The 12,588-nt window shown below is 74.0% G+C and carries 11 protein-coding genes; 9 read left to right on the forward strand and 2 right to left on the reverse strand.

Annotated elements, in window-relative coordinates:
• The first annotated feature begins 22 nt into the window (after positions 1-22).
• The 7 genes from QRN56_RS24035 to QRN56_RS24065 are packed head-to-tail and all read left to right on the forward strand — an operon-like array spanning position 23 to position 7,823.
• On the forward strand, positions 23-1,372 hold the full coding sequence (locus QRN56_RS24035) for an amidohydrolase family protein (protein ID WP_285107557.1): 1,350 nt from the start codon (positions 23-25) through the stop codon (positions 1,370-1,372).
• A 5-nt stretch (positions 1,373-1,377) separates the two neighbouring features.
• Complete coding sequence (locus QRN56_RS24040) at positions 1,378-2,148, forward strand: ABC transporter ATP-binding protein (protein WP_285107559.1); 771 nt, start codon at positions 1,378-1,380, stop codon at positions 2,146-2,148.
• Positions 2,145-2,981 carry an ABC transporter permease gene (locus QRN56_RS24045; RefSeq protein WP_285107561.1) on the forward strand — a complete coding sequence of 279 codons (837 nt, stop codon included), beginning with the start codon at positions 2,145-2,147 and terminating at the stop codon, positions 2,979-2,981. The genes QRN56_RS24040 and QRN56_RS24045 overlap by 4 nt, the downstream gene beginning before the upstream one ends.
• 44 nt (positions 2,982-3,025) lie before the next feature.
• Positions 3,026-4,231 carry a substrate-binding domain-containing protein gene (locus tag QRN56_RS24050; protein ID WP_285107563.1) on the forward strand — a complete coding sequence of 402 codons (1,206 nt, stop codon included), beginning with the start codon at positions 3,026-3,028 and terminating at the stop codon, positions 4,229-4,231.
• 9 nt (positions 4,232-4,240) lie between these two features.
• Positions 4,241-5,599 (forward strand): FAD-binding oxidoreductase, encoded by a 1,359-nt coding sequence (locus tag QRN56_RS24055; RefSeq protein ID WP_285107565.1) that lies wholly within the window; start codon positions 4,241-4,243, stop codon positions 5,597-5,599.
• Positions 5,599-6,423: a creatininase family protein gene (locus QRN56_RS24060; protein WP_285107567.1), complete on the forward strand. Its 825-nt coding sequence runs from the start codon at positions 5,599-5,601 to the stop codon at positions 6,421-6,423. Before QRN56_RS24055 ends, QRN56_RS24060 begins: the two co-directional genes overlap by 1 nt.
• A complete protein-coding gene (locus QRN56_RS24065; RefSeq protein WP_285107569.1) occupies positions 6,420-7,823 on the forward strand; it encodes an amidohydrolase family protein in 1,404 nt (467 codons plus the stop codon). Before QRN56_RS24060 ends, QRN56_RS24065 begins: the two co-directional genes overlap by 4 nt.
• Here the strand turns inward: QRN56_RS24065 and QRN56_RS24070 are convergent.
• A complete protein-coding gene (locus QRN56_RS24070; RefSeq protein WP_285107570.1) occupies positions 7,792-8,391 on the reverse strand; it encodes a helix-turn-helix domain-containing protein in 600 nt (199 codons plus the stop codon). The genes QRN56_RS24065 and QRN56_RS24070 overlap by 32 nt on opposite strands.
• Before the next feature lie 137 nt (positions 8,392-8,528).
• Between QRN56_RS24070 and QRN56_RS24075 the strand changes: the two genes are divergently transcribed.
• Positions 8,529-9,047 carry a flavin reductase family protein gene (locus QRN56_RS24075; RefSeq protein ID WP_285107572.1) on the forward strand — a complete coding sequence of 173 codons (519 nt, stop codon included), beginning with the start codon at positions 8,529-8,531 and terminating at the stop codon, positions 9,045-9,047.
• Positions 9,048-9,125: 78 nt separating this feature from the next.
• Here QRN56_RS24075 and acs read toward each other — a convergent pair whose 3' ends face one another.
• Complete coding sequence (acs, locus tag QRN56_RS24080) at positions 9,126-11,156, reverse strand: acetate--CoA ligase (RefSeq protein ID WP_285107573.1); 2,031 nt, start codon at positions 11,154-11,156, stop codon at positions 9,126-9,128.
• A gap of 181 nt (positions 11,157-11,337) precedes the next feature.
• Here acs and QRN56_RS24085 point away from each other — a divergent pair, with 181 nt between their 5' ends.
• Entirely contained in the window at positions 11,338-12,429 is a 1,092-nt protein-coding gene (locus tag QRN56_RS24085) for an NADH:flavin oxidoreductase/NADH oxidase (RefSeq protein WP_285107575.1), read from the forward strand.
• Positions 12,430-12,588: the final 159 nt, after the last annotated feature.

Consider the following 12,588-nt stretch of genomic DNA (forward strand, 5'->3'; position numbering starts at 1 on the left):
GGGCCGGCGGAGAGGAGATGCCGTGCACGACGGCACCACGAGGTCGGCGCCTCTCCCCGTCGGTGGTCCCGACGGTGCCGCGCTGCTCGCCGGCGCCCACGTCACCGCCCTGCGCGGTGTGCGCACCGTCGACGGCGAGCTCGTCGACGTCGAGATCGACGCCGGCCGGGTCACCTCCGTGGCGCCCGCCGGCCGGTTGCCGCACCTGGGCGACGACGCGGGGCGGCTGGACGCGACGGGCTGGCTCGCGCTCCCCGCGGCGTGCGAGCCGCACGCGCACCTCGACAAGGCGCTGACCGCCGCGCGCATCCCCGCCGGGACGGGGGAGGACCTGGTGGGCGCGATCGAGCGCTGGCGGGAGATCGCCCCGCACATCGACGGCGCCGACGTGCTCGACCGCGCCCGGGCCGCCGTGGGGCGCTACGTCAGCCGGGGCATCACGACGGTCCGGACCCACGTGGACGCCCCCGCGGAGGGCGACCCGCTGCGCATGCTCGACGCGCTGCTCACCCTCCGCGAGGAGCTCGCGGGGTCGGTGACGCTCCAGGTCTGCCTCCTCGGCGGGTGGCACACCCCCACCGAGGTCTTCGCCGAGGCGGCCGCCCGCGGGGTGGACGTGCTCGGCGGGTGCCCGCACCTGGCTCCCGACCCGCGCGCGGAGATCACCCGGGTGCTCGACCTGGCCGAGCGCACCGGTCTGCCCGTGGACCTGCACGCCGACGAGCAGACGGCGCTGCCGGACGACGGCGTGCTCGACGTCGAGGCGCTCGCCCGCGAGGTGATCGCGCGCGGCCTGACCCAGCGCGTGACCGCGAGCCACGTCGTGCGGCTCGGGTCGCTGCCGCCGGACCGCCTCGGCCCCGTCGTCGACCTCGTCGCCCGGGCCGGCCTGGGCGTGGTGACGCTGCCGATCACCAACCTCTACCTCCAGGGCCGCGACAGCACGCACCTCGCGCCCCGGGGACTGACCGCCGTGCGTGCCCTCCTGGACGCGGGGGTCCCCCTGGCCGCGGGGGCCGACAACCTGCGCGACCCCTTCAACCCCGCGGGCAGCGCCGACCCCTTCGAGACGACGTCGCTGCTCATGACCGCGGCGCACCTGTCCGCGCGGGAGGCGCTCGACGCCGTGACGTCGGGCGCCCGCACCGTGCTCGGCCTCCCGGCCGCGGGACTGTCTGTCGGCGACCGTGCCGACCTCGTGCTGGTGCCCGACGTGCCGCTCGGCGACGTGCTGGCCGGCGCGACCCTCGCGCGCGTGGTCGTCGCCGGCGGCCGCGTCGTGGCCGACACCCGCGTGCAGACCGCCCTCGCCCTCGGACCGGCCGCCATCCCGGCGGCCGAGGCCCCGCAACCCGACCAGCTCGTGAGGTGACCCCAGTGAGCACAGTGAGCACGACGACCCCGCGACCCCGGTCCATGACGCGCACCCTCGTGCTCGACGACGTGGCCAAGGCGTTCCCGACCGGCACCGTGGCGCTCGAGGGGGTGAGCCTGACGGTCGCCGCCGGGGAGTTCGTCTCCGTCGTCGGGCCCTCCGGCTGCGGCAAGTCCACCCTGCTGCGCCTCGCCTCGGGGCTCGACGAGGTGACCGGCGGCGACATCGAGGTGAACGCCACCTCGACGTCGTACGTGTTCCAGGAGCCCACGCTCCTGGAGTGGCGCAGTGCGCTGCGCAACGTCGAGCTCGCGGGCGAGCTGCGGGGCGCCGCGAAGGCGGACCGCCGCAAGCGGGCGCAGGAGGCGCTCGACCTCGTGGGCCTGACCGGCTTCGAGAAGCAGCACCCCCGGCAGCTCTCCGGCGGCATGCGGATGCGCGTGTCGATCGCCCGGGCGCTCGTCGCCGAACCCGACCTCGCGCTGTTCGACGAGCCGTTCGGGGCACTCGACGAGATCACCCGCCTGCGGATGCAGACCGAGCTGCAGAGCCTGTTCGCGCTCAAGGGCTTCGCCGGGCTGTTCATCACGCACTCCGTCTCGGAGGCGGTCTACCTCTCCACCCGGGTGGTCGTGATGAGCGGCCGCCCCGGCCGCGTGGTGGCCGACATCCCCGTCCCCTGGTCCTACCCGCGCCCGCCCCGGCTCCGGTACGAGCCCGAGTTCGCGGCGCTCACCGGCGAGGTCTCGGCGGCCCTCGAGGAGCACTCATGAGCACCGCCCGACCGATCGCCGCCCGCCCGACGACCGCCCGACGCAGGCTGTTCTCCGCCGGGGCCGCCGCTTGGCCGCTGCTCGCGGCCGTGCTCGGCATCGTCGCCGTCTGGTACGGCGTCACCTACCTCGTGCTCGCACCCGAGCGGCGCTTCCTGCTGCCGCCGCTGCACGAGGTGCTCGGAAACACGCTCGGCAACCCGAACGTCATGAACCCCATGTTCGACGCCCTCTGGCAGACCGTCGGGGTGGCGCTGTGCGGGCTGGCGATCGCGGTGGTGCTGGGCATCGGGTACGCCGTGGTCATGGCGCAGGCCGGCTGGGCGGAGAAGATCCTCTACCCGTACGCCGTGATCCTGCAGACCATCCCGATCCTGGCCCTCACGCCCCTGATCGGGATCTGGCTGGGCTACGGCTTCAGCGCCCGCATCGTCGTGTGCGTGATCATCGCGCTCTTCCCGATGATCGCGAACACGCTGTTCGGGCTGCAGTCCGCCGGTCCCGCCGCGCACGACCTGTTCACGCTGAACCGCGCCACCCGCGTGCAGCGGCTCCTCAAGCTCCAGTTCCCCGCGGCGCTCCCGTCGATCTTCACCGGCCTGCGCAACGCGGCGGGCCTGAGCGTCATCGGTGCCATCGTCGGCGACTTCTTCTTCCAGCAGGGCTCGCCGGGGATCGGCGGCCTGCTGCGCACCTACACGCTGCGCCTGAACATGGACGCCCTGTTCATGGCCATCATCCTCACCGCGCTGTTCGGGGTCGCGATGTTCTCCGTCTTCGCAGCGCTGGACCGGGCCGTCATCGGCCGCTGGTACGGCCGCGGCGCCGCCTGAGCGCCGCGCGTCCCCCTCGCCCCCCTCCCCCCTCAGGAGTCCTCATGCCCTTGTCCCTCATGCCCTTGTCCCGACCGCGACGCCTCGCGTTCGCCGCGCTGTCCGTCCTCCCGCTCCTCGCCCTGACCGCCTGCGGCACCGGCACCGCCGACGCGCAGGCGGGCGGCACCGGCCAGGTCGACGCGCCGGCGGCGGAGGCCGGCGGACCCCTCGACCTCGCCGACGTGTGTCCCGCGACCGTCGTCATGCAGCAGGACTGGCAGCCCGAGGCGGAGCACGGGGCGATGTACTCGCTCGTCGGCTCGGACCTCACGGTGGACACCGACGCCAAGTCGGTCACCGGCTCCCTGGTGGCCCAGGGCGTCGACACCGGGGTGGACATCGAGGTGCGTCCCGGCGGGCCGAACGTGAACTTCCAGCCCGTCCCGTCGCTCATGTACCTCGACGACTCGATCCTGCTCGGCGCGGTGACCACCGACGCCCAGATCACCGCGCTGGCCGACAACCCGGTGGTCACCGTCGCCTCGATGCTCACCACCAGCCCGCAGATCGTGATGTGGGACCCGGAGAGCCACGACGGCGCCGAGACGATCGAGGAGGCCGCCGCGGACGGCGACCCCGTGGTGTCCTCCGGCGACGTCTTCCCCCGCCTGCTCGCCGCCCAGGGCATCATCGACGACGCGCAGATCGACCTCAGCTACGAGGGCACGCCGCAGCGCTTCGTCTCCGACCCGGCCGTGCTGCAGCAGGGGTTCGCCACGGCCGAGCCGTACATCTACGAGAACGAGATCCCGCAGTGGGGCAAGCCGGTCGGGTACCAGCTCCTCGCCGACGTCGGCTACTCGGTCTACCCGGAGGCGCTCGCCGTGCGCGCCGACAAGGTCGAGGAGAACGCCGACTGCCTCGCCAAGCTCGTGCCGATCATGCAGCAGGCCCAGATCGACTACCTCGACGACCCGCAGGCCACCAACGAGCTGATCGTCGACCTCGTCGACCAGTACCAGACCGGGTGGACCTACTCGCTCGGCGTGGCCGACTTCTCCGTGCAGGCCCAGAAGGACCTCGACCTCGTGGTGGACGACCCGGCCTCCGGGGTGTTCGGCAGGATCGACCCCGACCGCATGACCGAGATCGTCGACACCTTCGCGCCGATCCTCGTGGACGCAGGCCAGATCGAGTCCCCGGACATCGAGCCCGAGTCGCTGTACACCAACGAGTTCACCGACGACACCATCTCGATGGGGAGCTGACGAGCACCGATGACCGACCACACTCCGAACACCGCAGAGCGGTCCGGTCTGGCCGCGGCCGAGATCGCCCGCACGCTCGGGCCCGGGCTCGTCTCCGTCGAGGCGGAGCTGCTGCTCAAGGCGTCGTCCGACTGGTCGCGCATGTCGCCGATCCTGCGGGAGAAGGTCCCCGCGGGCCGGTACCTGCCCGACGCCGTGGTGCGCCCGACCACCGCGGACGAGGTGGCGCAGGTGCTGCGCATCGCCTACGAGCACGACGTACCGGTGACCCCGCGCGGGTCGGGGACGGGCAACTACGGGCAGGCGACGCCGTTCGACGGCGGGCTCGTGCTCGACCTGCGCGGCCTCGACACGATCCGGGTCAACGACTCGGGCACGGTGACGGCGGGCGCGGGCGCGAAGATCAGCGCGATCGACGTGGCGGCCCGGGCCGCCGGACGGGACATCTGGATCTACCCGTCCACCAAGGGGACGACGATCGGCGGCTTCGTGGGCGGCGGCTCGGCCGGCACAGGGACGATCGAGCACGGGTCCACCTCCGACGGGTTCGTGCTCTCGCTCACCGTCGCCCCGATGGACGGCAGCGGCACCACGTTCACCGTGACCGGCCCCGACGTCATGCCGTACGTGCACGTCTACGGCGTCACCGGCGTGATCGTGGAGCTGGAGATCGCCACCGACCCCGCCCGCGACTGGGTCGCCGTCTACGCGGCCTTCGCCGACTGGGCGTCGCTCACGGGCGTGCACCGCTCGCTGCTCGACCTGCCGGTGCTGCCGCGGCTCGCGTCCGCGGACCCACCCGCGCTGGTGCCGAGCCTGCCCGCCACCGTGCCGCTCGACCCCGAGCGGTACAGCCTGCGCGTCATCGCAGAGGCCTCGACCGTGGCCGAGGTCGAGGCGCGGATCGTGGCGGCGGGCGGCGCGGTGGTCGCGAGCCTCGCGGACTACGCGGAGACCGACAAGCTGTCGTCGATGTCGTACAACCACCCGGTCTACCACCTGCAGCAGGCGCACCCCGAGCGCACGTGGTTCCACATGGAGACCGGCGGCCGGGCGCACTGGGAGCGTGAGGACGAGGTCCGGGCCGTCTACGACGGCGACGTCCACCTGCACCTGGAGCTCATGGGCACCGCCCCGCTCGCCATGGTGGTCGCCGACTACGTCTCGGAGGCCGAGGCGCTCGCCGGGATCGAGCGCCTGGAGGCGCTCGGCCTGGGCGTGCACTCCCCGCACCAGTGGTACGTGGACCGGCACGTCGACCTCGCCCGCGAGACGGCCCGCACCACCGACCCGAAGGGTCTGCTCAACCCGGGCAAGCTCGTGGACGCTCCGCCGGTCGACACCCGCGTGAACATCGGGGTGCGCTGATGGGCGCGGCCCGGGCCCCGCGGTTCGCCGACTTGACCTGGCCGGAGATCGAGGCGCTGCCCGACGACACGGTGGCGGTGCTGCCCCTCGGCGCGATCGAGCAGCACGGCCCGCACCTCCCGGTGTCCACCGACCTGGTCACGGCGACGGAGGCCGCGGCGGCCGCCGCCGCGGCGGTGACGGCGTCCGGTACGGCGTCCGTCGTGCTGCTCGAACCGCTCGCCTACACCAAGTCGGACGAGCACGCCGGGTTCCCCGGCACGATCTGGCTGTCGTGGGACACGCTCATGCGCGTGCTGGTGGACGTCGGACGGTCCGTGGCGGCCTCGGGCATCACCCGGCTGCTGTTCGTCAACGGGCACGGCGGCAACTCCGCGCTCGGCCAGGTCGCGAACCGTGAGCTGCGCCGCCGGTTCGGGCTGCGCACCTTCTTCGCGCACGTCGCGACGCCGCGCGACCAGGGCGGCGCCCCGGCGTCCGGCGCCGAGCACGGGCTGGGCGTGCACGGCGGCCACGGCGAGACCTCGCTCATGCTGCACCTGCGCCCGGAGCTGGTCCGGATGGACCGCGCCGAGCGGCGCGTGCCGGAGGACCTGCTCGCGTACGAGCAGATCGGGTTCGGCCGGTCGACGTCGTTCGGCTGGCTGTCGAGCGACTTCGGCCCGGACGGCCACATCGGCGACCCGACGACCGCCACCGCCGAGGCGGGCAAGGAGCTCTTCGAGCACGCGGTCGAGCACCTCGCACGCACCTTCGTCGAGGCGTCCAGGTTCACCACCCCGGCCGACGGGGCCGCGGGGCTGACGCCGCGGGACCGCGGGTGAGCGCTGCGGGGGCGGGCGGCGAGGTCGGCGGCCGGCCGCGGACGGCGCCGGGGCTGGTCGTGCGGGGTGCGCTCGCGGTGCGCACCGGGCCGGGCGCCGTCGAGGGCGAGCCGGGCGGCGACGTCGTGGTGGGCGCGGACGGCCGGGTGGTGCGTGTGGGTCCGTCCGCTGGGCCCGTGGCCGGCGGGCTCGCGGGCGGCGTCGAGGAGCTCGACGCCACCGGGTGCGTCGTCACGCCCGGGCTCGTGAACGCGCACCACCATCTGTTCCAGACGGCCTTCCGGACGCTGCCCGGCACCCGCGGCGTCCTGATGCGCGAGTGGCTCGGCCTGATGGCCGCCGCCTACGCGCGTGCCCGGGTGGACGCGGAGCTGGTGGGTCTCGCCGCACGCGCGGGGCTCGCCGAGGCGCTGCTCAGCGGCGTCACGACCGTCGCCGACCATCATCTGACCTGGCCCGCGGTGCTCTCCACCGCCGAGACGGTGGACCTCGCCCGGGCGGCGGCCGGGGCGGCCGACGAGCTCGGGGCGCGCCTCGTGCTGGTCCGCGGCTCCGCGGGCGACGACGCCGAGGCGGCGGCGTCGAGCGCCGACGCGATCGCCGCGGCGCTGGTGGGCGACGCGCCCGGTGGCGTGCGGGCCGACGGCCGCGTCCAGGTGGCGGTCGGCCCGGCCGGCGTGCACAGCGACGGCGAGCAGACGTTCCGGCTGCTGGGCGAGGTGGCGGCGCGGCGCGGGCTGCGCCGTCGCACCCAGGCCAACGAGCAGGTGGACGTGGTCGCGGCGCTGGAGCGCTACGGCCGGCGCCCGCTGGACCTGCTGGACGAGTGGGGCTGGCTGGCCCCCGACGTCACGGTCGCGCACCTGTGCGACGTCACCGACGACGAGATCGCCCGCCTCGCCGCCTCCGGCGCGTCCGCGACGCACGCGCCGGGGTGCGACGTGCCGATGGGCTGGGGCGTCGCGCCGGTGGCGCGGCTGCTCGCCGCCGGCATCACCGTGGGCCTCGGCACGAGCGGCGGCGGGTCCAACGACGCCGGCCACCTGCTCGCGGACGCGCGGCTGGCCATGCAGGTCTCCGCCCTGGTCGGCCGCCAGCTCACGGCGCGCGAGCTGTTGGACGCCGCCGGCGCGGGGTCGGCGGACGGGCTCGGCAGGCCCGAGCTCGGCCGGCTGGAACCCGGCTCGGCGGGGGACCTGTGCGTCTGGGACGTGAGCGGAGTCGCCGACGCCGGGGTGGCCGACCCGGTCGCCGGCCTGCTCTGGGCCGCGCCCGGGCGCAGGCCGCGCCACGTCGTGGTCGGCGGGCGGGTGGTCGTCCGCGACGGCCGCCTCGTGACGGCGGACGAGAGCGACATCGCGCGTGGGCTCAGCCGGCGTCTCGCGGGAGTCGCTGCTTGACGACCAGCAGGCGGTAGGGCTCGCCGTCGGCGCTGGCCCAGCGGTGGCGGGTGCCGCCGCGGTAGAAGGCGGAGTCGCCCGGTCCGGCACTCTCCAGCGTCCCGTCGAGGTCGAGCAGCACGTGCCCCTCCACGACGTAGGCGAACTCGTCCTCGTCGTGCGCCCAGTACGGACCCGGCTCGCGGGACGTCCCGGTGTACTCCATCGGGTCGAACGGGCGGTCGCCGGCCGGAGCGAGGGCCCGGACGGTGCCGCCGCCCGCCGAGGCGGCCGAAGCGTCGTCGGTCCGGCGCACCACGGGGGTGCCGCCCGCGGCGGGCGCCGTGCCCTCGGTGAGCAGGAGCTGCTGGGTGGTGCCCAGCCGGTCCGCGACGCGGAACAGCGACGACATGCTCAGCCGTGCCCGGCCGCGTTCGACCTGGCTGAGGAACGAGTGCGAGAGGCCCGTCGCCTCGGCGAGCTGGACGAGGGTCAGGCCCTGGGCATGGCGCAGCCCGCGGATCTTCTGCCCCAGGCGGGTGACCGATCGATCGAGAGGGTCGGTGGCCTCGTCGATACGCACGTCCATGCCTCGAATGCTAGGGGAGGCGGGCCCTCGGACGGTGGCGTTGCGGCGCGTTTCGGGGCTCGTCCGCAGCCGTAACAGAACCCGCGCGCCGGAGTGATCCCGGCGAAACATCGAGCGCGGAGGATGGAGAGATGTTGATGTCATCAACATCGCCTCTCGATCCCGTCGCCGACGGTTTCCGGGACGCGATGGCCGGGCTGGCGAGCGGCGTGTGCGTGGTGACGACGGCGGCGGGCGGAGTGCCCGCGGGCCTGACGACCACGGCGGTGATGAGCGTGAGCTTGGACCCGCCGCTGGTCGCCGTCGGGGTCGCGCACTCCAGCCGCACGCTCGGACCGCTGCGGGCGGCGCGACGGTTCGCCGTCCACGTGCTCGCGCACGACGCGCGGGACGTGGCTGCGGTCTTCGCCTCCAAGGCGCCGGACAAGTTCGCCGGCCTCGCCGTCCGACCGGGTGAGGGCGGTGTACCGGTCCTCGTCGAGGACGCGCGGCACGTGCTGGAGTGCGAGACCTGGACCGAGGTCGAGGCCGGCGACCACCTGCTGCTCCTGGGGCGGGTGGTCCGGGTGCACGCCTCCGGGTCCGTCGAGGGGCGCGCTCTGGTGCACTTCGACCGCACGTTCCACGAGGTCGGGCCGGAGCGCACCGAGGGCTGACGGCGGCGGCCGCCGAGGTGGTCGTCCCACCTCGGCGGCCGCCGGTCCGGTCCGCCTGGGACTCGGCCCTCCGGTAGCTCAGTCCTCGGAGGACGCCGACGGCGCCGCCAGGCCCGCCGTGATCAGGTCCATCACGGAGGAGTCGGCCAGCGTCGTGGCGTCGCCCACGGCCCGGTCCTCGGCGACGTCGCGGAGCAGGCGGCGCATGATCTTGCCGGACCGGGTCTTGGGCAGCTCCGGCACCACGAGGATCTTCTTGGGCTTCGCGATGGGGCCGATCTCCTTGCCCACGTGGTCGCGCAGCTCCTTCTGCACCTCGGCGGCGCCCTCCGGCGTCGAGGCCCGGCCGGCGTGGCTGCCGCGCAGGATCACGAACGCGACGACGGCCTGGCCGGTGGTGTCGTCCGCGGCACCGACGACGGCGGCCTCCGCCACGATCTCGTGCGACACGAGCGCCGACTCGATCTCGGTGGTGGACAGCCGGTGGCCGGACACGTTCATCACGTCGTCCACGCGCCCGAGCAGCCAGATGTCGCCGTCCTCGTCCTTCTTGGCGCCGTCGCCCGCGAAGTAGAGGCCCTCGAACCGCGACCAGTACGTCTCCTTGTAGCGCTCCAGGTCGCCCCAGATGCCGCGGAGCATGGACGGCCACGGCTCGGTGAGCACGAGGTAGCCGCCACCGCCGTCGGGCACGGGCTGCGCCTCGTCGTCGACCACGGTCGCGGCGATGCCGGGCAGCGCCACCTGCGCCGAGCCGGGCTTGGTCGCGGTCACGCCCGGGAGCGGGCTGATCATGATGGCGCCGGTCTCGGTCTGCCACCAGGTGTCGACGATCGGGGCCTTGTCGCCGCCGATGACGCGGCGGTACCACATCCACGCCTCGGGGTTGATGGGCTCGCCCACCGAGCCGAGGACGCGCAGGGACGAGAGGTCGAACCCGCCCGGGATGTCGTCGCCCCACTTCATGCAGGTGCGGATCGCCGTCGGCGCCGTGTAGAGGATCGAGACCTTGTACTTCTCGATGAGCTCCCACCAGCGGCCGCGGTGCGGGGTGTCGGGCGTGCCCTCGTACAGGACCTGCGTCGCGCCGTTCACGAGCGGGCCGTAGACCACGTAGGAGTGGCCGGTGACCCAGCCGACGTCGGCGGTGCACCAGTAGACGTCGGTCTCCGGCTTGAGGTCGAACACGTTCCGGTGCGTGTACGCGGCCTGCGTGAGGTAGCCGCCGGTGGTGTGCAGGATGCCCTTCGGCTTCCCGGTGGTGCCGCTGGTGTACAGGATGAACAGCGGGTGCTCCGCCTCGACGGCCACCGGCTCGTGCTGGTCGGACGCCTCGGCGAGGGCCTCGTGCCACCACACGTCCCGGCCCTCGACCCAGTCCACGTCCTGCTCGGTGCGCCGCACGACGAGCACCTTCCGCACCGTCGTCGGGTCGGCGCCCTCCTTGGGGGCGAGTGCTTCGTCGACGGCCGGCTTGAGGGCCGACGGCGCGCCGCGGCGGTAGCCGCCGTCCGCCGTGATGACCAGCGTGGCCTCGGCGTCGGCGACCCGGCTGCGCAGGGCGTCCGCGGAGAATCCGCCGAAGACCACGGAGTGCGGGGCGCCGATGCGGGCGCAGGCCAGCATCGCGACGACCGACTCGACGAGCATCGGCAGGTAGATGACCACGCGGTCGCCGGTCTGCACGCCCAGGGCGGTGAGCGCGTTGGCCGCGCGGGACACCTCCTGCTGCAGGTCGGCGTACGTGACCGTGCGGGTGTCGCCCGGCTCGCCCTCGAAGTGGATGGCGACGCGGTCGCCGTGGCCGGCCTCGACGTGGCGGTCCACCGCGTTGTACGCGGCGTTCAACGTGCCGTCGGCGAACCAGCGCGCGACGGGGGCTCCGCTCCAGTCCAGGGTCTCGGTGAACGGCGTCTTCCAGGTCACGAGCTCCCGGGCCTGGCCGGCCCAGAACTCCAGGCGGTCGGCCGACGCCTTCTCGTACAGGTCGGCCTGTGCGTTCGCCTGAGCCGCGAACTCCGCGCTGGGCGGGAAGCTCCGAGTCTCGTGCAGAAGGTTCTCGAGGCTGGGGCTGGATGCCGAGCCCGACGTCGGGTTGGTGTCTGTCACGGTGACCTCCGGTGCGCGTCTTCGCGTTCGTTCGGGCAGGTGCTTGGGGCTGCCTTGACGTTGTCTCTGGTCGGTGAGTGTAGTCCCGGACGGTGACCCCCCTCACAAACCGGTGTCACTTCCTGAGACGTCGTGCCGATGCCCCGGAATTGCCCGGAGACCGGCCACGTTAGGGGCTGGCGTGAGCCTCCTCCTCGAACCGATCGCCCTGCGCGACCTCGCCCTGCCGAACCGCGCCTGGCTGGCGCCGATGTGCGAGTACTCGGCGGACGACGGGCTCCCGAACGACTGGCACCTCGTGCACCTCGGCGCCCGGGCCGCCGGCGGGTTCGGGCTCGTCATGACCGAGGCGACCGCCGTCGTGCCGGAGGGGCGCATCTCGCCGCAGGACACCGGCATCTGGAACGACGTGCAGACCGCCGGGTGGAAGCGGATCGTCGACTTCGTGCACGCGCGCGGGGCGCGGATCGGCATCCAGCTCGCGCACGCGGGGCGCAAGGCGTCGACCTTCCGTCCGTGGGCACCGGAGCAGGGCAGCGTCCCGGCGGCCGACGGCGGCTGGCCGACCGTCGGGCCGTCCGCCACGCCCTACCCGGGGTTCGCGACGCCCGAGGAGATGACCCCCGAGCAGGTCGCAGACGTCCCTGAGCACTTCGCGGCGGCCGCGCGCCGGGCCCGCGAGGCCGGCTTCGACACGGTCGAGGTGCACGCCGCGCACGGGTACCTGTTGCACCAGTTCCTGTCGCCTGTCGCCAACTCGCGGACCGACGAGTACGGCGGGTCGGCCGAGGCGCGCTCGCGGCTCGTCGAGGAGACGGTGGGCGCGGTGCGGTCCTCGTGGCCCGAGGACCTGCCCGTGCTGGTCCGGCTCTCCGCGACCGACTGGCTGGAGGGCGGGCTCGAGGTGGACGACGTCGCCGCCGTCGCGGGCCGGCTCGGCACGCTCGGTGCCGACCTCGTGGACGTCTCGACCGGGGGTGTGGCGCCGGCGCACATCACCGTGGGGCCGGGCTACCAGGTGCCGCACGCCCGCCGTGTGCGTGAGGTGTCGGGCCTGCCGGTCAGCGCGGTGGGGCTGATCAGCGACCCGGTCCAGGCCGAGCAGATCCTCGTGGAGGGCTCGGCGGACGCCGTCATGATCGGCCGCGAGGCGCTGCGCGACCCCTCCTGGCCGCTGCGGGCGGCGCACACGCTGCGCGACAAGATCGGGACGGTTCCCGTGGACGCCGGCGTGGGGGTGCAGCCGCAGTACTCGCGGGCGCAGTGGCGGTGAGGGCTGCTGTGCAAACGGCGGGAATCGCGGCTGACGGCGTTTCAACGCCTGGAGAATGCCGGGTGTGGTGATTCTTTTCCGGCCGGCGTGCATTCCGCGAAACGATTCGCCGTGCGGCCGGGCTCCTCGCAATTTCCGTTCGCGATCCGGAAGTGCGAG

It is taken from the genome of Promicromonospora sp. MEB111, from assembly GCF_030209445.1.
In the GTDB taxonomy this organism is placed as follows: domain Bacteria; phylum Actinomycetota; class Actinomycetes; order Actinomycetales; family Cellulomonadaceae; genus Promicromonospora.

Excerpts from the sequence above, each read along its gene's own strand:
- QRN56_RS24045 (WP_285107561.1), top strand. The coding sequence starts at position 2,145 with ATGAGCACCGCCCGACCGATCGCCGCCCGCCCGACGACCGCCCGACGC.
- QRN56_RS24050 (WP_285107563.1), top strand. The coding sequence starts at position 3,026 with ATGCCCTTGTCCCTCATGCCCTTGTCCCGACCGCGACGCCTCGCGTTC.
- QRN56_RS24055 (WP_285107565.1), top strand. The coding sequence starts at position 4,241 with ATGACCGACCACACTCCGAACACCGCAGAGCGGTCCGGTCTGGCCGCG.
- QRN56_RS24060 (WP_285107567.1), top strand. The coding sequence starts at position 5,599 with ATGGGCGCGGCCCGGGCCCCGCGGTTCGCCGACTTGACCTGGCCGGAG.
- QRN56_RS24070 (WP_285107570.1), bottom strand. The coding sequence starts at position 8,391 with ATGGACGTGCGTATCGACGAGGCCACCGACCCTCTCGATCGATCGGTC.
- QRN56_RS24075 (WP_285107572.1), top strand. The coding sequence starts at position 8,529 with ATGTCATCAACATCGCCTCTCGATCCCGTCGCCGACGGTTTCCGGGAC.